The 20,970-nt window shown below is 41.3% G+C and carries 19 protein-coding genes, 1 rRNA gene and 1 pseudogene; 3 read left to right on the top strand and 18 right to left on the bottom strand.

All coding sequences use genetic code 11. From position 1 onward, the window contains the following. Nucleotide 1 precedes the first annotated feature (1 nt). The 11 genes from gspM to gspC all read right to left on the bottom strand — a co-directional run bounded on the left by gspM (nt 2) and on the right by gspC (nt 10,624). Nucleotides 2-475 carry a type II secretion system protein GspM gene (gene gspM, locus ACJJVX_RS05620; protein WP_405630572.1) on the bottom strand — a complete coding sequence of 158 codons (474 nt, stop codon included), beginning with the start codon at nt 473-475 and terminating at the stop codon, nt 2-4. Beyond that, nucleotides 472-1,680 carry a type II secretion system protein GspL gene (gene gspL / locus ACJJVX_RS05615; RefSeq protein ID WP_054206840.1) on the bottom strand — a complete coding sequence of 403 codons (1,209 nt, stop codon included), beginning with the start codon at nt 1,678-1,680 and terminating at the stop codon, nt 472-474. The genes gspM and gspL overlap by 4 nt, the downstream gene beginning before the upstream one ends. Further along, the gene (gene gspK, locus ACJJVX_RS05610) at nt 1,677-2,669 is read right to left on the bottom strand and encodes a type II secretion system minor pseudopilin GspK (protein ID WP_405630569.1); all 993 of its coding nucleotides are present in this window, start codon (nt 2,667-2,669) and stop codon (nt 1,677-1,679) included. The genes gspL and gspK overlap by 4 nt, the downstream gene beginning before the upstream one ends. Further along, nucleotides 2,659-3,279, bottom strand: a complete 621-nt coding sequence (gene gspJ, locus ACJJVX_RS05605; RefSeq protein WP_054206838.1) for a type II secretion system minor pseudopilin GspJ — start codon at nt 3,277-3,279, stop codon at nt 2,659-2,661. The genes gspK and gspJ overlap by 11 nt, the downstream gene beginning before the upstream one ends. Continuing rightward, complete coding sequence (gspI, locus tag ACJJVX_RS05600; protein WP_054206837.1) at nt 3,280-3,654, bottom strand: type II secretion system minor pseudopilin GspI; 375 nt, start codon at nt 3,652-3,654, stop codon at nt 3,280-3,282. Continuing rightward, on the bottom strand, nt 3,654-4,259 hold the full coding sequence (locus ACJJVX_RS05595) for a prepilin-type N-terminal cleavage/methylation domain-containing protein (RefSeq protein ID WP_054206836.1): 606 nt from the start codon (nt 4,257-4,259) through the stop codon (nt 3,654-3,656). The genes gspI and ACJJVX_RS05595 overlap by 1 nt, the downstream gene beginning before the upstream one ends. 46 nt (nt 4,260-4,305) lie before the next feature. Further along, nucleotides 4,306-4,728 (bottom strand): type II secretion system major pseudopilin GspG, encoded by a 423-nt coding sequence (gspG, locus tag ACJJVX_RS05590; RefSeq protein WP_054206835.1) that lies wholly within the window; start codon nt 4,726-4,728, stop codon nt 4,306-4,308. A gap of 74 nt (nt 4,729-4,802) precedes the next feature. Then, a complete protein-coding gene (gene gspF / locus ACJJVX_RS05585; protein ID WP_054206834.1) occupies nt 4,803-6,038 on the bottom strand; it encodes a type II secretion system inner membrane protein GspF in 1,236 nt (411 codons plus the stop codon). A 2-nt stretch (nt 6,039-6,040) separates the two neighbouring features. Then, on the bottom strand, nt 6,041-7,600 hold the full coding sequence (gene gspE, locus ACJJVX_RS05580) for a type II secretion system ATPase GspE (RefSeq protein WP_054206833.1): 1,560 nt from the start codon (nt 7,598-7,600) through the stop codon (nt 6,041-6,043). Further along, a complete protein-coding gene (gene gspD / locus ACJJVX_RS05575; RefSeq protein ID WP_054206832.1) occupies nt 7,593-9,653 on the bottom strand; it encodes a type II secretion system secretin GspD in 2,061 nt (686 codons plus the stop codon). Before gspD ends, gspE begins: the two co-directional genes overlap by 8 nt. A 23-nt stretch (nt 9,654-9,676) precedes the next feature. After that, nucleotides 9,677-10,624, bottom strand: coding sequence for a type II secretion system protein GspC (gspC, locus tag ACJJVX_RS05570; RefSeq protein ID WP_054206831.1), 948 nt, complete (start codon nt 10,622-10,624; stop codon nt 9,677-9,679). A gap of 265 nt (nt 10,625-10,889) precedes the next feature. On the opposite strand from gspC, the gene hslR reads away from it, so the two are divergent. From hslR to ACJJVX_RS05555, 3 genes are all read left to right on the top strand, one after another. Beyond that, a complete protein-coding gene (gene hslR, locus ACJJVX_RS05565) occupies nt 10,890-11,267 on the top strand; it encodes a ribosome-associated heat shock protein Hsp15 (RefSeq protein WP_054206855.1) in 378 nt (125 codons plus the stop codon). 12 nt (nt 11,268-11,279) lie between these two features. Then, complete coding sequence (hslO, locus tag ACJJVX_RS05560; protein WP_054206830.1) at nt 11,280-12,125, top strand: Hsp33 family molecular chaperone HslO; 846 nt, start codon at nt 11,280-11,282, stop codon at nt 12,123-12,125. A gap of 266 nt (nt 12,126-12,391) precedes the next feature. Then, nucleotides 12,392-13,930 carry a phosphoenolpyruvate carboxykinase gene (locus ACJJVX_RS05555; RefSeq protein ID WP_054456056.1) on the top strand — a complete coding sequence of 513 codons (1,539 nt, stop codon included), beginning with the start codon at nt 12,392-12,394 and terminating at the stop codon, nt 13,928-13,930. A gap of 105 nt (nt 13,931-14,035) precedes the next feature. Here the strand turns inward: ACJJVX_RS05555 and ACJJVX_RS05550 are convergent, their stop codons facing one another. The 7 genes and pseudogenes from ACJJVX_RS05550 to rpsL form a co-directional block, all read right to left on the bottom strand. Then, nucleotides 14,036-15,739: an LruC domain-containing protein gene (locus tag ACJJVX_RS05550; RefSeq protein WP_064436085.1), complete on the bottom strand. Its 1,704-nt coding sequence runs from the start codon at nt 15,737-15,739 to the stop codon at nt 14,036-14,038. A 5-nt stretch (nt 15,740-15,744) separates the two neighbouring features. Next, the gene (locus tag ACJJVX_RS05545) at nt 15,745-16,239 is read right to left on the bottom strand and encodes a hypothetical protein (protein ID WP_054206827.1); all 495 of its coding nucleotides are present in this window, start codon (nt 16,237-16,239) and stop codon (nt 15,745-15,747) included. 632 nt (nt 16,240-16,871) lie between these two features. Then, a 5S ribosomal RNA gene (gene rrf, locus ACJJVX_RS05540) occupies nt 16,872-16,986 on the bottom strand. After that, nucleotides 16,987-17,784 (bottom strand): annotated as a pseudogene (locus tag ACJJVX_RS05535) (elongation factor Tu); the annotation flags it as partial. Nucleotides 17,785-17,851: 67 nt separating this feature from the next. Then, complete coding sequence (gene fusA / locus ACJJVX_RS05530; protein WP_054206872.1) at nt 17,852-19,960, bottom strand: elongation factor G; 2,109 nt, start codon at nt 19,958-19,960, stop codon at nt 17,852-17,854. 27 nt (nt 19,961-19,987) lie between these two features. Continuing rightward, nucleotides 19,988-20,458, bottom strand: a complete 471-nt coding sequence (gene rpsG / locus ACJJVX_RS05525) for a 30S ribosomal protein S7 (protein WP_054206871.1) — start codon at nt 20,456-20,458, stop codon at nt 19,988-19,990. A gap of 97 nt (nt 20,459-20,555) precedes the next feature. Beyond that, nucleotides 20,556-20,930: a 30S ribosomal protein S12 gene (gene rpsL, locus ACJJVX_RS05520; RefSeq protein WP_002958885.1), complete on the bottom strand. Its 375-nt coding sequence runs from the start codon at nt 20,928-20,930 to the stop codon at nt 20,556-20,558. Between the last annotated feature and the right edge of the window lie 40 nt (nt 20,931-20,970).

Here is a 20,970-nt window from a genome sequence, read left to right as displayed (position 1 = left end):
CTTACTTCTCTAATACCAATCGGCTAACTCGAACATAGCCTTGCTTGTCATCGCGGCTCAAATCGAGGTTTTCGATCATCACACCTTTGTCATTTACTAACTCATCTAGCCATTGCACTAACTTATTAAATTGCACTGTGTCAATCGTTAATCTTAGTGCGTTGTCGTTCGGCTGCATTTTACTAATTGTAATATCGTAACGGCCACGCGTTGCATTGACTATTTGACTTAGATTTTGGTTGTTGATGACAGCACGTGAACTTCCAGCTTTCAATTTAACAATACTGGTATCAACCCAAGTCAATAACTCTTGCTGTTTAAGCTGATTTTTCTGTGCTTCAGCAATGGCATTATTGAGCGGTCTAAAAATCCCCATAACAAGTACAAAAATAATAAAAATAACACCCGCAATCATTACTAACTGTTGTTCTTGCTCTTTTAAAGAACGCCAATGTTTTAGTAACTGTTGTTTCATGCTGCACCTCGTAGTTTTATTTCACCGACTACAAAGTCGCCATCATTGTTCAATGACCCTTGATCAACTGTTAAACCACGCTGCTCAAGGATTGCTTTAACTTTACCAAATGTTTGAAAATCTTTACCCCGAGCACGCACTCTTAATTCATTACGACGTTGATCATAACGTAGCGTTTCAGGCTTAAACTCTTGAACCTGACTAAACACACTAACCAGCTCATTGGTAAGGTCTAAAAAGCCTGCACTGCTAACGCCATCAAGTTTGGCGAGCTCACCTTTAATTTGGCTTTTAATCAGATGAGGGTTCAGTGCTTTACCCGGAAAGGCTTTTTGGTAACGTTCAACAACGTGTGTTTTTGCTATGTCTATTTCGCTATTCAATTGGTGCAATTCAACACCTTTAATAACGATTGACCCCACTAAAGCAACGCTCGCTGCTATCGCAGCATTTTTCCAATATCCCCACCATAAAGACGTTTTCTTTTTAAGTTGGTACTGCCCCTGGCGAAGGTTGAATTTCACACTCGGTAATTGCTTTGCAAATAACGCTAATGGTAAATCATAAGCATCTGTCTGCGCTGTTAAATCAATTGTCTCAGGGAATTGTGACGCAGGGCTATAGTGCTCAACATGTGGATTACCTAGCGCTGCTAAATATTCTGCTAGCCAGCTTTGCTCTACTGCGCCAACTCGCCACAGGCCGTGCTTACACAACCACTGTTCGCCCAGCTCAATTACACTTAAGGCATCATTTTCTGCTGTAGGTAGTAATATTGCATCGGGTAATAATTTAAATACTTCTATATCATGCTCAACAAATACAGCTAACCAAGATTCAAACCAGTCGCGATCTGTCATCGCAACATTAATTGCGTGCTTATCACCAATCATTGACGGTTCAGCTATCGCTATAAATAAATCATCAACATCACACGCAATATCCTCTTCAAGCATATAGGGTAATGCTTGTTCGAGTTTACGATTCCACTTAGTAGGTAGCTCAACGGTTTTAAGCTGTACTTGATCACAGGGCAGCAATGCCACCACTTCTCGATTTTGTGATTTTTCAGTTAACTCACTCAATTGCTCTGCATTGGGTAAGTCACCGCTGGCAATAATTTCTTGTTCTAGTGGTGAGTAAATCAACCAATTAATTTTATCTTGCTGGGTTTGACCCGTGCGGATCAAAAGTATTTCTGTCACTGTACGCCTCCAAATTTTCGCGCCAGTATCGTTACTTCACCATCTTTGGCTTGCAGTAATGTGGTCATCGAAAAACGCAGCTCAACAAATTCAGCTTGCGATTGTAATTTAAAATATTCGCTATTTATGGTGAACAACTTTTCAACGGACTTAACATTTTGAGCCCCTTGTTGATTCACTTGCTCAAAAAATTCTTCTATATTTGAAAAACCATCATCTGGGCGTGCTGCTAAAACGGCTTGCGCCCCAGATATATCCAAACCATCAATCATTGCGCTAAGCAATAAGGCATTTTCGGGGTCGAGCGTATTAACATTAATTGCCAATAACTCACTACCTGGTATAACACATACGTAAGGCAGTACTTTTTCCATTACAAGCGGGTTAAAGCCCTTAACTAAACGTAACTCTGATGTTGAGGCAAAATAACTATTCGCTGTCATATACGGAAATTGACGCGACAAGTATTCGTCCTCCTCTGCACCCGAACGATACGTAATACTATCTTCGTCTAGCCAATCAAACACACTGTCAGCCATCGCTTCTTCTGATTCATCTGATTGCAGGTCTTCAATATTTTCAAGCAATGCAAGTAGAGCCTTATGTGCAGGGTTTGTTCTACTTGTACTCCCTGCTTGTGTTGCTGCTTTTACACGCAATGCGTTTAAATTTAAACACGCTTGTAAATCAATAATTTTACCTTGAAGTGTGCCATTATCAACAGGGTATGGTACATCACCTTGTTGAGCCCAAATCTGCTTTAGTGTGGTTTTATCCGGATCGTCTTTTTTGCTTTGTAACAATGCCTTTATTGCCAACTCTTCCGCTGCATAGGCGTACCATTTTGCTTGCTGATGCCCTTGAATGTTGGTGCTTTTCTGTACCTGAATTAGCAGGTTGCTACTCATTTCAACTGCCAATATTGAAGCTAAAGCAACAATAAACAACACAATTATGAGTGCGGCGCCTTGCTGGGGTTTATGGTTCAACACTGCCCCCTTGGCCATTACCTGGCACTAAAAATATGCGCCTTAATGGCTCTTCATCAATACGCGTAATAGTCACAGCAACCGCTTTAGGGAGTTCCTTTTTTTGCCATTGCTCTTGCCATTCAATTTTGTCATCTAAAAACTCAAATTTAAGATCTTCAATATTTTCGAGTATTACTTGCACACGCGGTTCAAGATTATCAAGCTGATCCACATACACCCGATGCACACGCTCTAAGTTGTCATCTATCACGCGATAACCCACTGCTTGTAGTTCTGAGCGAGGTAATAAATTTATTGGGTTTACCCAACCATCGCGTACAAAGCCTATGCCGTCATATTGGCTATTTAATGTATAACGTCCCGCTAATAGATAAAACTCTTGTATATCGCCAGATTCGTCGCGAACGGCTCGCTTTGTCATTTGGCTAAAATCTTGATCCATTAGCCTGAATGTCGTTTGCAAACCATTTAATTCTGCAATTTTTTCGTCCGACGCTTCTTTTGCTTTAGTGGTCGAATCCAGTATTTGATGAGTAGCCAAAATGACAAAGGCTAAGATGCCCAGCGCTACCATCACTTCTAATAAGGTAAATCCGCGCTGCTTCACTTAACGACCACCTTTATTTAAGTAGCTAGTAAGTTCATAGATTGAGTATTCTAGTTTTTCATCACTAAAAACATTAATAGTCACTTTTACAAAGGTTTTATCAGCTGTGGCAACCACGTCTTGTCGCCAATACCATTCAACGCCCCCCATAACCTCAGTGCCTTTAGCGCCGTTTTTTCCTTGCCATTTATTGCCTTTTGCCCGTTGTTCAACCAATACATTTTCAGCAACCCATGATGCGTAAGTTTGCTCTTCAAGGCTTGATAAATGATTAATGTGATCGCCCGTTGCCTGCATAGCAGCAATACCCGCCATAGCGCATATACTCAACGCCACCATCACTTCCAGTAAAGTAAAACCTTTATTATTAAGCATTATTCAGGTTCTCGGCGTAGGTTTACAGGAGCAGAAAACTCCCCTTCAATGAAATACAGAGGCTCTCTTTCGTCTTTTAATTCATAAACAAGTTGAAACGCGCTAACTTCACCAGAAGATAAAATAAGGACTTGCGGGATTTTAAGTTTTTTAAGCTCTAAAAAATCATCGTCATCACCGCCGCTCATCAGCTCCTGCCAGTTAGATTGCTCTAAAAGGTTATCTTGAGCCCATGCGAGATCTTCTAGATTAAGTGTCAATTTAAGACGCTCATCAACTTTAATGGGTGCAAACAGTTTATCGCGATCGAACACAATCCACTTTTCGCCATCAAATACTAAAAATTCAAAGGTATCTTCGTCAATATGAAAACCTAATTCAACCTGATTTAATATTGCAAATTCAGATGCCATATTAATGGTGGTATGCAGCCTCAGCGCTTGCTTATCAAGCTCATCTTCAACACCGCCATCAAGGCTGTATACCACCATCTTTGTTGCAAAGGCGATGACCACCAACACAACGAGTATTTCAATTAAACTAAAGCCACGCGTTGGTGGCTTCAATTTTGTAGCGCGTGAGTTAGCTGTGGGGCTTAAGAACATGCTAAGCCCTGTACTAAAAAGAATAACGCCGCTGAATTATTATGCATTACTGTTTTTCTTCGTCCCAGTTACCGATATCATCATCAGTGCCCGCTTCGCCATCTGGTCCCATTGAAAAAATATCAATTTTACCCACTTCACCTGGACTGATTAATAGATATGGGTTACCCCATGGGTCTTCTGGTAGCTTAGAAATAAAACCACCTTCAGGAAAACGTCTTGGTGTTGGCTCTACGCTGGTTTGTGTCACTAAACCTTCTAAGCCTTGCTCTGTCGTTAAGTACGCTTTATTTTTTAATTTATAAAGACTCATTGCATCTTCAAGCTGCTGGATATCCAAATGCGCTTTATCGATTGCCGCCTCTTCTTGTTGACCCATAATATTTGGTGCCACGATTGACATGATCATGCCAATGATAACCAGTACCACCATAACTTCTAGCAATGAGAAACCTGATTGTTTATTCACGTATGTACCTCTATTTTTCTTAATAATTAATTCATCGCAATACGGTAAAGTGCATTACGATATCCCTGAAACTGTTACAGCCCAATCGCTTTATTCATCGCCATAATAGGTTGTAATATGGCCATAACAATAAACAATACGATCACTGCCATTGACGCTATCATCGCAGGCTCTAAGAGTTTTAGCGAGACATTTACCATGCTTTCAAATTCACGGTCTTGGTTATTCGCTGCACGCTCTAACATCTGCTCAAGCTCACCCGATTTTTCCCCACTGGCGATCATATGTAGCATCATCGGTGGAAATAATTTGGTTTCTTGTAGCGATGCTCGAAGGCTCGCACCTTCACTGACACGCGTTGATGCATCCGCTACCGCTTTCTTAATTTTTTCATTAATCAGTACCTCGCCAGAGATCCGCATACCTTCGAGTAATGGCACCGAACTCGATGACAGAATACTCAACGTGCGCGCGAAACGAGCCGTATTTATACTACGCGCAACCTTACCAATACCGGGTAATATTAAAATTTTAGCATCATACCAAAAGCGAATTTTTGGCTGTTTTAATGCGTGTTTAATCCCTATAACAAGCAACGTAAACAGCACAAGAGTTATAAACCAGTAATTTTGCACATAATTACTCGCGGCCATTACCCACTCTGTCGTCCATGGTAAAACCTGTTTAGATTTTTCAAACGTTTTTAATATTTTAGGCACTACAGTACCTAATAGAATGGATACAATGCCGATTGCAAAAATAACTAATATAACCGGATATACCATTGCTTGCGTTATTTGACTGCGCATGTGCTGACGTTGTTCCGTGTAATCTGCTAAACGATTCAAAACAGCATCTAAATGGCCTGACTTTTCACCTGCCGCAACCATTGCTCGGTATAAGTTATCAAATACGTGCGGAAACTCAGACATACCATCAGCAAGGGTGTAACCTTCTACAACTTTAGAGCGTACCGACATCAACATGCGCTTCAAGCGTGGCTTTTCACATTGCTCAGCGACAGCCATAACAGCTCCTTCAACAGGCAGTGCTGACTGAATTAAAGTAGCGAGCTGACGAGTGATTAATGCAAGATCCGATGTAGATATTTTTGGTTTAAAAAAACCACCTAAAAACGTAGTTTTTTCACCTTTAATCTGTTTATCTCCCTGTGCTGCGGGGATCACTTCTAATGGAGTGAGCCCTTGTTCACGCAGGGATTGACGAACTTGTTTAGCGGTATCCGCTTCTAAAATACCTTTTTTATCTTTGCCACGACCATCTAACGCGCGATACTCAAACGCAGCCATTATTAACCTTCCTCACGTGTTACACGTAACACTTCTTCAAGGGTCGTTTTACCAGCCAATACGCGGCTACAGCCATCTTGACGAATACTTGGTGTATGTTTACGAATGTATTTTTCAACACTTTGCTCACCTTTACCACTGTGCACAAGCTCTCGTACAGTTTCATCAACAACAAGTAACTCATGAATACCCGTACGTCCACGGTAACCATTAAAGTTACATTCTTCACAACCCACTGCGCGGTAAATTGTCGGTGGATTCTCAAACGGCACGCCGAGTAATTCACATTCACGCTCATCTGCGGTGTGAGCTTCTTTACAGCTTTTACATAAAGTACGTACTAGGCGCTGTGACAACACACCTAATAATGACGATGAAAGTAAGAAAGGCTCTACCCCCATATCTTCCATACGTGAAATAGCACCCGCTGCTGTATTGGTATGTAACGTTGACATAACTAAGTGGCCAGTCAGTGATGCTTGCACACCAATTTGAGCCGTTTCTAAATCACGTATTTCACCAACCATTACGACATCAGGATCTTGGCGTAGAATAGCTCTAAGGCCACGAGCAAAGGTCATATCAACTTTTGCGTTGACCTGAGTTTGGCCAATACCTGGGATTTCATACTCAATTGGATCTTCAACCGTTAATATATTGCGATCGCGAGAGTTAATTTGACTCATACCAGCATAAAGCGTGGTACTTTTACCTGAGCCGGTTGGCCCGGTCACCAAAATAATACCATGCGGTTTACTTATCAAATCAGAGAATAACTCGCGATTACGTAAAGTCATTCCTAAATCTTCAAGATTTAAACGTGCATTGTTTTTATCAAGTAGACGAAGTACTACACGTTCACCAAAACTAGATGGCATGGTTGATACCCGTACATCAACAGCACGACCTGCAATACGTAAACTAATACGACCATCTTGCGGAATTCGCTTTTCAGCAATATCGAGTTTCGCCATTACTTTGATACGCGAAACCAATAAAGAGGCCAGTTTACGGTTTGGTTTAAGTACTTCTTTAAGCACACCATCAACCCTAAAGCGAATTACTAACTCTTGCTCAAAGGTTTCAATGTGAATATCAGATGCACCCTCTTTGATTGCCTCACTAAGCATAGCGTTGATCAATTTAATAATTGGCGCGTCATCATCCCCAGCGAGTAAATCTTCAGTTTGTGGCATGTCTTCTGCTAATGAAAATAAATCCACTTCATTGCCGATATCTTCCATCATTTGCTGAGTTTCAGAGCTATCGCGTTGATACGATGCTTCGAGCAACAATTCAAATTTATCATCTGGTAATTGCTCAAGTGTAAAGCCATGACCGGCAATACGGCGTACTTCTAGCAGGGCTTCAATATCCAATTCACCACGGTAGAAAACGACACGGTCATCATTATTTTTGCTTAATAACATACCCGCACGCCTTGCATACGAAAAAGGCAAACGCTTATTGGGTAGCTCAACAAGATCATCGCTGGTCATCAAGTCGCTGCTATCTTGTGGCTTTGCATGCTCTTCGCTGATTTCAGTGATTGCATCAGTCATCGTTGCGCTCGTCTGCATTTTGCTTTCTTAAGTATTCTTCATACGTTGGTGGCAAGATTAATGCGTCATTCCACTCTGGTAATATTGGCGAATCAGTTAGCGGCATCAAATCAATCCCGTCATCTCGCTTTATTTGTTGCTCACCACGAATAAAGTTATATTTTGAGTGGCTTAATTTATTCATTTTTATACCATCACGAATAATGGTCGGGCGAATAAATATAATGAGATTACGTTTACGTTTGCTGGTACTGGTAGAGCGGAATAAATGCCCTAAAATAGGGATATCACCTAGTAGCGGCACTTTAGATACACTTTCTTGTACATCTTCATCAATCAAACCACCTAGTACAACCATACCACCGTCATCAGCCATTACCGTTGTTTTAATAGCACGCTTATTAATTGAAATATCCACCGCAGTGGCGCCACTTACACCAGAAACCTCTTGTTCAATAATAAGTTGAACAGCACTGCCATCGTTAATTTGGGGTGTTACTTTGAGTTTAATACCAACTTCTTGACGTTCAACAGTTTGGAATGGGTTGTTATTATTAGAGCCTGTTTGCGAGCCCGTGATAATTGGTACTTCTTGACCAACGATCATTGACGCTTCTTCGTTATCCATCGTTGTTACGGATGGAGTGGCAAGGATATTTGAGTTGGTGTCAGTAGACACTGCTTGGATGATCGCGCCCCAGTCATTTTTAACAATACCCATGGCTAAACCATTAATACCACCCAGTAATGCGCCTAATGGGCCTAAATCACCTTCTTGAGTTTCATCATACTCTGTTAGTTCGTTATTAACGCCGGTAAGGGTTTTTGTTACTGTTTTATCACGAGCTACCTCAGCTGCAACGGCCAGCGACCCTACAGGGACTGAATTGCCGTTGTTAAACTGCATCATTCCGCCTTGCTCTGAGATAAACTGCAGCCCAAAGTTGATACCATCAGCTTCCATAACTTCAACAATGATTGCTTCTACGAGTACCTGCGCACGGCGAATATCTAAGCGTGCAATAACTGATTCAAGTGATCGCATTGTGTCTGGTTGAGCGGTAATTACCAGCGAGTTTGAATCTGGGTGAGCTTCAATACTTGTATCATCTTTACTACGGCTACGGGTTTTGGTTGCCCCACCTTGGCCTTCTTCACCAAGTGTTTTACTTACCCCCTGCAGTACTTTAACAAGATCTTCAGCATTGGCGTAATTAAGGTAAATAACTTTTGTGTTACCTTGATTTTGCAATTCACCATCTAAACGCTTAATAAGCTCAATTGCGCGGGTTCTTGCTTGGCCTTCACCACTGACTATAACGCTGTTTGTACGGCCATCGGCAACCACTTTAGGAATTAAAAACTCAGGAACGCTGCCTTTACCTGTATCTTTGTAAATATTCTCAACCACTGAAACCACGTCGTCTGCCGTGGCAAAGTTTAGTTTTACAATATCAACGCGCTTATCACCCGCTTGGTCAACAGAGCGAATGATTTCGACTAAACGATTCACGGATGCTGCGTGACCCGTCAACATCATAACGTTAGCGGCATTGAAGTTAGCAACATGACCGCCATCTTTTTGGTCGCTAAATTGACGCACTAACGGACCAAGCTCTTGCACGCTAACATTCTTAACGCGAACAACTCGCGTCACCATCATATCGCCGCTGGCCTGATTATCCTCAGTGATCAGTGGAACATTCGACTTTTTAGCGTCAGAGCTTTTTTCGATTTTTAAAATGCCGTTATCCATCTCTACCGCTGAATAACCGTAAACTTCAAGCACATTTAGGAAAAACTGATAATAGAGCGCTTCATCCATCAGCTCATAACTGCGAACATTTACTTTGCCGCGTACGTTAGGATCAATGATCACTGTTTTATTAAGGTTTTTACCTACGATATTAATGAACTCGTTAATATCGGTCCCTTTAAAGTTTGCAGCGTACTCAACGGCAGATACTGACAAAGATAAACTGGCCGCAAAAAAAAGTGTTGCGTACTTAGCTAACCCTTTTCTGATTTTTTTGAGGTGTAGCGCGTGAACCATTATTTTAAAACTCCAAAGCTAAGTTATTGCAGGCTAAATTGTACATCGATTTGCTCACCATCACGTTCAATAGTGATATTGGCATCGGTGCTATTACGCAGCTCATTAATGGCTGACATGGCCTGTTTTAAATCTGTTAGTTGATAGCCGTTAATCGATACAGCTAAATCGTTATTTTGTAATCCCATTTGCTTAAATAGCACAGGGTCTTTACCTGGACTTAAGCGATAGCCAACAAGCTCGCCGTCTTTCATTGCCTGAGATACACGGATGTAATCAAATAATTTACCAGGATCTTTTAATAGTTCTTCTCGGGTTTCTATGATTGCTTCTTTGACTTCTTGATTAGATGTGGCATCAATTTGACGATCACCTTCCATCTGTGGGCCCTCATCTAATTCCGACTCATCCTCTTCACGCTGAGCCAAAACAGGCATTGAGACTGTTTTAGTAAAGTCGAGTCCATCAAGCATTAATGTCTCAAAACGCCCACTCACATCTAATATCACTCGATCAGGTAATACCTGAGCAAGCTTTGCCCGTGTTCCTTTCACTACATCATCAACAAGGTAAGTAGATTGTTGTCCTTGCGACTCAATAACCGCAAGCCCCGTTAAATCATTATTACTAACGGCTACAATCCCTGTTAAATTAATGCTTAACCGTGTTTCAGGTGCATTATTAATCACTTTAGCTTGTTTGGTAGGCTGTTTACCAAGCACAACATCGGCTTTACCGAATAAATTCTGCTCTAATATTGACTTAGAATTTACACGCTCGGATGAATTATTTGCAGCATTCATACTGCTTGGTGGGAGGGCTAAATTCGTAGGCTCTGGCCATGCAAGCCAAAACGCTTTAGCTAATAAAAAAGCAATGTAAACAATAGCTAAAAGAGTTACCACCCAGCTTAATTTAGCGTGGGGTAATTTATTTACTAGATGTTTTAGCTGCTGTAATTGCTGTTCCATAAATGCCATTTCTTATTTTAATTTACTGCCATATCTCTGCCCTATAGTACCTTTTCATTTTTCATTCAACAAGCGCACTAATATTAAACTTTGTAAACAAGGTAAATTAGGGCTTTTACTTCACTACAAAACTCACCAACTATTTCTTTAAATGTGGGTTTCGTGCTAAATTTTGTATTTGTGATCAGCGAAATAAAAGAGTGCTATTTTGTCAAAAAGTAATGGTTCAAAAGGAAACACCCGCAATTCGACTTCAGCTGATGATATTAATGCCATTCGTTTAGATAAATGGCTGTGGGCTGCACGTTTTTATAAAACCCGAGCCACCGCACGAGACATGGTACAAGGTGGTAAAGTACATTATAATGGGCAACGTGCAAAACCCAGTAAAATAGTTGAACTAGGCGCACAAATTAAATTAGCACAAGGTGTTGATGAAAAGCTCATCACTGTACTTAAATTAGTTGATAAACGTTTAAGTGCCCCCATTGCTCAAACCTTATATCTAGAATCACAAGCTAGTATTGAAAAACGCGAGGCAAATAGTATTGCCCGCAAAAATAATAGCTTTTTTGCTCCACATCCGGATCGTAAACCCGATAAAAAGCAAAGACGCGAACTTTTAAAAATGAAATCAAGTTAGGTAAAGCGACCCATGCAACAAGATCTACTTCACCGTTATACATTTGAAAAACTAGACGTCCGCGGCGAGCTAGTCCAAATTGAGCACACCTACAATGAGATGATTGCAGGCCATAATTACCCTGCACCAGTAAAAGCCTTATTAGGTGAATTACTCGTTGCAACGTGCTTATTAACAGCCACATTAAAATTTGAAGGTGATATTGCAGTACAGTTACAAGGTGATGGTCCTGTAAAATATGCGGTTATTAATGGTGATGATAAACAAAATATGCGTGGTATCGCTCGCATACAAAGTGAAGTAACAGGTAGTACTGTTAAAGAACTAATTGGTAATGGTGTGATGGTATTAACTATTACACCTGATAAGGGCGAGCGCTACCAAGGTATCGTACCACTAGAGCACGATACGCTTGCAGAATGTTTAGAAGCATACTTTGCCCAATCAGAACAACTGCAGACACGATTGTGGTTTGCCACTGATACAACTCAAGATAAAGCCAAAGCATCCGGCTTATTACTGCAAGTTTTACCTGTGAATAAAGAAAAATCTATTACTGATTTTACACATCTAGAGGCACTCAGTAATACGATTAAAGATAAAGAGTTACTAGAGCTTGATGCTAACACTGTACTGACTCGCCTTTATCATGAAGATAACCCTCGTGTATACGAGCCACAAGCAATCCAATTTAAATGTGGTTGCAGCAGAGAGAAAACGATTACCGCACTCGTTAATATTGGTCAGCAAGAATTACTTAACGACGTAGCTGAAAACGGTGAAATCAAAATTAGCTGTCATTATTGCTTAAAAGACTACTCTTTTAACGAGCAAGAAATCAAAGCCATTTTTAACTAAGAACCCCCCTCTTAAAAAAGTACACATTGAAAAGCTGTAAACACTGCAGCTTTTTTGTTCATAAAAAATGATACCGGTGTCATAAAACCAACAACTTTCATGACACCGGTATCATTGAAATTATTCATGTTTTTTACTAAATATATGTGTTTTTAAAGCTTTCATAGGCTCGAATATCCCTAATCCATCTGTTACTATAATTACAGCTTAAGGTTATTAAGAACCCAGAGCTATCCCGTTCAATCTCACACAATTTAGGTATAAACATGACTTCAAGCGCTACTCGTTTTGTCGATCTAACTGCAGCTGAACTTGTCGAACACGCGATCCGTCGTGGCGAAGGGACTTTAGCCGCCAATGGAGCTTTTGTTGCGAACACTGGTCGCCGTACTGGCCGTTCTCCAAAAGATCGTTTTATTGTTCAAGAATCAAGTACTGAAAATGAAATTCAATGGGGTAATGTAAACCGCCCTTTCGATGCAGATAAATTTGACGCTTTATGGGCACGTGTAGAAGCACATGTGCAAGACAACGACCACTTCATCTCTCACCTTGAAGTTGGCGCTGATCCAGAGCACTATTTACCTGTTGTTGTTACAACAGAAACTGCATGGCATCATATTTTTGCCAAAAACATGTTTATCGAACCTAAGTCTTACAATGCATCTGATTTACCCCAGTGGCAGGTAATGAATGTACCTTCGTTTGTATGTGATCCAGAACGTGATGGCACTAACAGCGACGGCACCGTTATTATCAACTTTGCACAACGTAAAGTATTGCTAGCAGGTATGCGTTATGCCGGTGAAATGAAAAAATCAATGTTCTCTGTTCAGAACTTCCTACTTCCAGCGAAGGGTGTATTACCAATGCACTGCTCAGCTAACGTAGGTGAAGCTGGCGACACAGCATTGTTCTTCGGTCTATCTGGTACAGGTAAAACTACCTTATCAGCAGATCCAACTCGCTTTCTAATTGGTGACGACGAACACGGCTGGGCACCAGGCAGCGTATTCAACATCGAAGGCGGCTGTTACGCTAAATGTATCGACCTTTCACAAAAGAATGAGCCAGTTATTTGGGATGCAATCCGCTTTGGAACTATCCTAGAAAACGTCGTCCTAGATGATAAAGGCATTCCTGACTTTCACGATACAAGCCTAACTCAAAATAGCCGTGCAGCTTATCCACTTGAACACGTTGAAAAGCGTAAAGTAGAAAACCGTGCTGGTGAACCAAAAGCCGTTGTATTCTTAACATGTGATGTAAGCGGTGTATTACCACCGGTATCAATCCTTACTGAAGAAGCTGCAGCGTTTCACTTCTTAAGTGGCTACACTGCAAAAGTAGGCTCTACAGAGATTGGTTCAACCAGCGATATTGAGTCAACATTCTCAACGTGTTTCGGCGCACCATTTTTCCCACGTCCAGCAGGTGTTTACGCTGAGCTTCTTATGAAGCGTGTACGTGAGTTTGGTGCCAAAGTATACCTTGTTAACACAGGTTGGACTGGTGGCCCTTACGGCACTGGTAAGCGTTTTGATATCCCAACAACACGTGCTGTTGTTGATGCAATCGTATCTGGTAAGCTGGCTGGTGTTGAAACTCAGCACATCGATGTTTTAAACCTAGACGTGCCAGTAGCAGTTCCAGGTGTAGACAGCAATTTACTTAACCCAATTAACACATGGGAAGATAAAGCAAAGTACGCTGAATACGCGACTAAGCTTGCTGCTGATTTCACTGAAAACTTCGCTAAGTATGATGTCTCAGACGATATTAAAAATGCAGGCCCTAAAGCTTAATTAACTTTAGTCGCCACATTAAAACGCCAGCTAAAGCTGGCGTTTTTGATCTACTCTTTTATTTAAAATAACTGAACCTATAATACTAGTTTCATTAAATTGGTATTAATTACACTTCCAACACTTACCTTTTACTGGTTCATTATACCAAGTAGTATTTTTACCTTTTTTGCTTTCAGCCCACTCTTTAATCATTGGGTATGCATTAACAATATCCACATTTTCAATTGGATGTGACCAAACTGAAGTAACATCGAGCGCCCAAGGGTGACCATCAGTTGTCATGTATGTCTGTGCTCCACCTACTTCAGAATTATCGTCACCCGTTTTAAATAAATCAGCGTTTGCTAACGCTGTAGGGGAATGATTAGGAAGGTGCACTTCACGCCCACGATCATTTACCGGGTATATAAATGGGTTAAAGGGAGCGTTACCAATATCTGAAGTATTCACAGTGTCATTAAATATAATACTCATTGTTACTGGTACTACATCGCTTTCATCACCACTTTGCGTATTAAAAAACTGATACCCATTAGCACTTGCTGTTACATCATGAATGTTTTCAACCAATGTATAAACGAGTTGATTTGTGTGTCCAGCTTCAGCAACCAATGAACGTGTATTACCTGCTATATCAATGCTTGCACTTTGAACGCTCCCATTTGAAATATTATCAAATGCTAAAGCAAATGCATTTGCATTGCTTGCACCTCGTGCATTGATAGATCCAGTTAGGTCAATCTGCTTCACTTGGTTATCTGCATTTTTTATAACATTAAAGGTGTAACCCATAACAAAATCATTTAAGTCATAGTCGCCTTTATTAGGCCACAAGTCTTCAAACGCTAGGGTTGATTTAACAGTATAGTTATTTGAGGCTCTTTGTGGGTCGTTTGGATAATCGTCATCAATATTACTAATCCCATCACAATCAGAGTCTGTATCAGCACTTACTTCCCATGTATAAAATGCAGGATTACTAATTAAACCATTGCTATCAATCGCGGTGACCTGCACACGCCATATTTCACCACCTTGCACTTGCGAGGCTAATACAGTACTACCTGAGTGATCTGTTTTACCCACTATTTCATCATCAACAACTTCACCTTGGCCTACATCAACAAACCAACGATATTGGTAGGTAACGCTGTCACCATCGGGATCTGCATTTTCTGTATTATCAACCACAATAACTAGATCTTTATCTGGCGATAGACAACTCTCATTTTCTACTGTTAGAACAGGCAAATATGGTGAATCATTCGGGGTTATAGCATACGTAATGACCAGCTCACTATAATCTAAAGTTGTTTTCCATTTCACGTAGTCGTGGTTCATATCTATATCAAGAAATACATTAACTAAACCATCGTCAGTTATGGCTGACAAAGGCACATCAAATGATGTTTCAGACCATGTACCGTTAGTACCTTGTAGCAAGCCAGGATTAAGCTCTGAACCATCCACACTAATACCATCATATTCACCACTCGTTCCATGAAAAGACTCAGAATCAATGTCATAGCCTCGAATTAATAACGTGGCACTTTGTATTTTAAGTAATGGATCTTCAAGGTTTTCAAAACTATGCTGCCAACCATAATCTTGAGAATAATGCGAGTAAAAATCAAAGCCATAGTTTTGAGGAGCTAAATAATGAGGTGCAGTACTTTGTTTGTTTATACGCTGAGTATATGTAAATGTCCCATCTTGGTTATCCACCGTGCTTGTACTTGTTGCTGCGGCTATTACACAAAATGAAGGAGATAATACAGACGCTAAAATAATTTTTTTAAGACTCATCGCGGTTATCCTTCTTCTGCATTAACTTCAACTGGACACTTAATCTCAAGGTCCCCCAACAAAACATTTTTTAAAAACGTCTCAGTACAAACTACCCCATCAACCTTAGCGTCAACTTTAATTCCACTCCACTCATTAGGAAATTTAAGCGTGCTCTCTAACTGCCCAGTTCGTGATGTTAGGGCTTTGAGCAATGTAGTGCCCACTTGCTCTGAGTTTTGATCGATAGCAGTAACCTTTATGAAATGTTTACCACCAATACCAGCTCCACTTTGGTCTATCATCGTTATAGTGCTTACAACTTTAAAATTGATACTCACCTCATCATTCATTGACCAATCAAATCCTGATGGGATCACGACGTCTGTTAGTGAGTTATCAACAGGCTCAACTACAACGGGGGGCGTTACTACAACCGGGCTTGCTGTAGTATCCCCTCCGGAACCGCCGCAACCAGATAAAAGCGTAAAAAAGATTAAGCATAATAATTTCCTGAGCATAGGTCATCTCCACTGTATTAATTGATAGTTAATGAAGCAGTAATCAAGCCAATTTTAAGCAACTGATTTTTAAGCTTAATATAAAATTTAATTTATCTTATTATTAAAATGCAATGCAGAAAGCGAGTTTTCGGTTACTTATAATGTGTCCGGAATTAGTTGACCACAACAGAGATATTCAAATGAGTGTGGAGTTATAGAATCGAAGAAAAAAACAAGGCGGATTAATGTAAAATATTAATAATACCAATCATGCTAAGTTACTGGCCACTTATAGCGACAGGTAAATACAGTGATAACAAGGCAGAAATTTTGACATGTAGTTGTTACTACTTGAAAAATCACTAACGCTGTTAGCGCTTTATTTAGCCCGCTAGAATGGTTAAATATTTAAGTCGATTGGTATAAATAGTGGATCATTATTCAAATACTCGAGTGGCTCACTTTTCAGTTGTTGTTGACAATAAACTAAACGCACTACTGTAGGTCGTGATTTATCGCGACAACCGATATATGAGGGTGTACTGCTTTCAGGTGAACGCCCGAGCGACACTCGCCACCTTGCTCGCTTTTTCACTTTCCTGCAGACGTAAAAAAGCCCGACTCAGTGAGTCGGGCTTTCTTTATTTGGAGCCTGGCGATGACCTACTTTCACATAACAAATGCTACACTATCATCGGCGCTGTTTCGTTTCACTACTGAGTTCGGCATGGGATCAGGTGGGTCCAAAACGCTATTGTCACCAAGCAAATGCTTACGGAACATTTCAACACCAGTACAAGTAGAACGAGTTGTATCATTGATACCAACAATTTCTACTTCGTCATTGATGCGGATGATACCAGCTTCAACACGACCAGTTACAACAGTACCACGACCCTGGATTGAGAAAACGTCTTCGATAGGCATGATGAATGGCTTATCGATGTCACGCTCTGGCTCTGGGATGTAAGTATCAAGTGCTTCTGCAAGCTCAACGATCTTATCTTCCCACTCTTTCTCGCCTTCTAACGCTTTAAGCGCAGAACCAGCGATTAGAGGTAAGTCATCACCTGGGAAATCGTATTCTGAAAGAAGTTCACGAACTTCCATTTCTACTAGTTCAAGTAGCTCTTCGTCATCAACCATGTCACATTTGTTCATGAACACGATGATGTAAGGAACGCCAACTTGACGAGAAAGAAGGATGTGCTCACGCGTTTGTGGCATAGGGCCATCAGTCGCAGCAACTACTAAGATAGCGCCATCCATTTGAGCAGCACCAGTGATCATGTTTTTAACATAATCGGCGTGACCAGGACAATCTACGTGTGCGTAGTGACGTGAAGGAGTGTCATATTCAACGTGAGACGTTGAAATAGTGATACCACGTTCGCGCTCTTCAGGAGCGTTATCGATTGATGCGAAATCTTTAGCAACACCGCCGTATACTTTTGCAAGTACGTTAGTGATTGCTGCAGTTAGTGTAGTTTTACCGTGGTCAACGTGGCCGATTGTACCAACGTTTACGTGCGGTTTTACGCGTTCAAACTTTTCTTTTGCCATCTTAAAAAATTCCTATAAAGAAATTAAAGGTCCAGTCCATTTTGGACTAAACCGAGCTAAAAATTACTTAACAGCGAGCTGCAATTATTTTATCTGCAACATTTTTTGAGGCTTCAGCGTACTTCAAAAACTCCATAGAGTATGAGGCACGGCCCTGTGTTGCAGATCGTAGATCAGTAGCATAACCAAACATTTCAGAAAGCGGAACCTGGGCGTTAACTAATTTTAGTCCACCTAGCGCATCTTCCATGCCTTCGATCATGCCGCGACGACGGTTTAAGTCGCCAACTACATCACCCATGTTTGCTTCAGGAGTGAGTACTTCAACCTTCATCATTGGCTCTAAAAGTACTGGGCTTGCATCAAGCGCACCCTGTCTCATTGCCAATGAACCTGCTATTTTAAATGCCATTTCATTCGAGTCTACATCATGGAATGAACCATCATATAAAGTCGCTTTGACGCCAAGTAATGGGTAGCCTGCCAGCACACCTTGAGCCATTTGCTCTTGGATGCCTTTGTCTACCGCAGGGATGAACTCTTTTGGAACTGAACCACCTACGGTTTCGTTAACGAACTCGTAAATTGGTGCTTCATCATCCGAAATATCCATCGGTTCAAGTTTAAGCCAGACATGCCCATATTGACCACGTCCACCTGATTGACGTATGAATTTACCTTCAACTTTAACAGTTGAACGAATAGCTTCACGGTAAGAAACCTGCGGCTTACCAACGTTACATTCAACACTGAATTCACGTTTCATACGGTCGACAATGATATCAAGGTGAAGTTCACCCATACCAGAAATTATAGTCTGGCCCGATTCTTCGTCAGTTTGTACGCGAAAAGAAGGATCTTCTGCCGCTAATTTACTTAGCGCGATACCCATCTTATCTTGGTCAGCGATTGTGCGAGGCTCAACCGCAACAGAGATAACTGGTTCAGGGAATTCCATACGCTCAAGCGTAATTTTAGAATTCGGATCACACAGTGTTTCACCTGTTGTTACGTCTTTAAGACCAATAGCCGCCGCGATGTCGCCTGCGTAGACTTCTTTGATCTCTTCGCGTGAGTTTGAATGCATCTGAACGATACGGCCAAGGCGCTCACGTTTGCTTTTTACTGGGTTGTAAACCGCATCACCCTGTTTAACAGTACCAGAGTAAACGCGGAAGAAGGTTAAAGTACCAACGAACGGGTCTGTTGCAATCTTAAAAGCAAGTGCAGCAAACGGTGCATTGTCATTAGCAGGACGCTCTTCCTCAGTACCATCTTCAAGAATACCTTGAATTTGTTTTACTTGTGTTGGTGCAGGCATATATTCAACAACGCCATCAAGCACAGCTTGAACACCTTTGTTTTTAAATGCACTGCCACAGGTAACTGGGACGATTTCGTTTGCTAATGTACGCTGACGCAAAGCAGCTTTAATTTCTGCTTCGCTCAGGTCTTCACCTTCCAAATACTTATCCATTAGTTCTTCAGATGCTTCAGCAGCGCTCTCAACTAAGTTTGAGCGCCATTCTTCAGCTTGTTCCTGAAGGTCTGCCGGTATTGCCTCATAAGCGAAAGTCATTCCCTGGTCTTCATCATTCCAGTTAATCATTTTCATTTTTATAAGGTCAATAACACCTTTAAAGTCGTCCTCAGCGCCTACTGGCAACTGAATTGGAACAGGCGTTGCTCCAAGACGAGATTTCACCTGGCTAACAACCGCTAAGAAATCAGCGCCCGTGCGATCCATTTTATTTACGAAGATCATTCTAGGAACTTCGTATTTGTTCGCTTGACGCCAAACTGTCTCAGTTTGCGGCTGTACACCTGATGAAGCACAAAGCACAACTACCGCACCATCAAGTACACGTAAAGAACGCTCTACTTCAATAGTGAAATCCACGTGTCCTGGAGTATCAATAATATTGATACGATGGGCGTCAAATTGCGCGTCCATCCCTTTCCAGAAACACGTTGTAGCAGCAGAAGTGATTGTGATACCACGCTCTTGTTCCTGCTCCATCCAATCCATAGTTGCAGCGCCATCATGTACTTCACCGATCTTATGTGAAAGACCTGTGTAGAACAGAACTCGTTCTGTTGTGGTGGTTTTGCCTGCATCTACGTGAGCAACAATACCGATATTACGATAAAGCTCAACTGGAGTTGTACGTGCCATAAAATCCTCTTAAAGGTTAAAGACAGATTACCAACGGTAATGTGCGAATGCTTTATTCGCTTCAGCCATACGGTGAACGTCTTCACGTTTCTTAACCGCAGTGCCTTTGTTGTCAGAAGCGTCAACAAGTTCTTGAGCTAAACGTAAGCCCATAGATTTCTCGCCACGCTTACGTGCAGCGTCTACTAACCAACGCATACCTAATGCGTTGCGACGTACTGGACGTACTTCTACTGGTACTTGATACGTTGAACCACCAACACGGCGAGATTTAACCTCAACCTGTGGGCGGATGTTTTCAAGTGCAGTTTCAAAGATTTCAAGGTGCGATTTGCCTGATTTCTCAGCAGCCACATCTAGCGCACCGTAAACGATTTTTTCAGCAGTAGATTTCTTGCCGTCTAACATTACGATGTTAACGAATTTTGCAAGAAGTTCCGATCCGAACTTAGGATCTGGAAGAATTTTACGTTGACCTATTACGCGTCTTCTAGGCATTTTGTATCTCCGGTTTATTCAGGTTTGCTCTTTCGAGTCAATCACCCAAAACAATAATTAAAAATATTTAGTGCTTGGCCTTACTAACGGAAAACAATTAGCCTTTAGGGCGTTTTGCACCGTATTTAGAACGAGCTTGACGACGGTCGCTAACGCCTGCACAGTCAAGTGCACCACGAACAGTGTGAAAACGCACACCTGGTAAATCTTTAACACGACCACCACGGATTAGGATTACACTATGCTCTTGAAGGTTATGACCTTCACCACCAATGTATGAAGTTACTTCGAAACCGTTAGTTAAACGTACACGAGCTACTTTACGTAACGCCGAGTTTGGTTTCTTAGGTGTAGTTGTATATACGCGAGTACATACACCGCGCTTTTGCGGACACGCTTTAAGCGCAGCTGAGTTACTTTTCGTAACCTTGCTACGACGTGGCTTACGCACTAGCTGGTTAATAGTTGCCATTTAAATAGCTCCTGAAATTAAAATTACTACTGAAAAAATG

The sequence above is a fragment of the Pseudoalteromonas sp. Ld20 genome (assembly GCF_045064175.1).
Taxonomy (GTDB): Bacteria; Pseudomonadota; Gammaproteobacteria; order Enterobacterales; family Alteromonadaceae; genus Pseudoalteromonas; species Pseudoalteromonas neustonica.
Note: the sequence above shows the minus strand (reverse complement) of the source record. Positions and strands in the feature narration are given on the sequence as shown.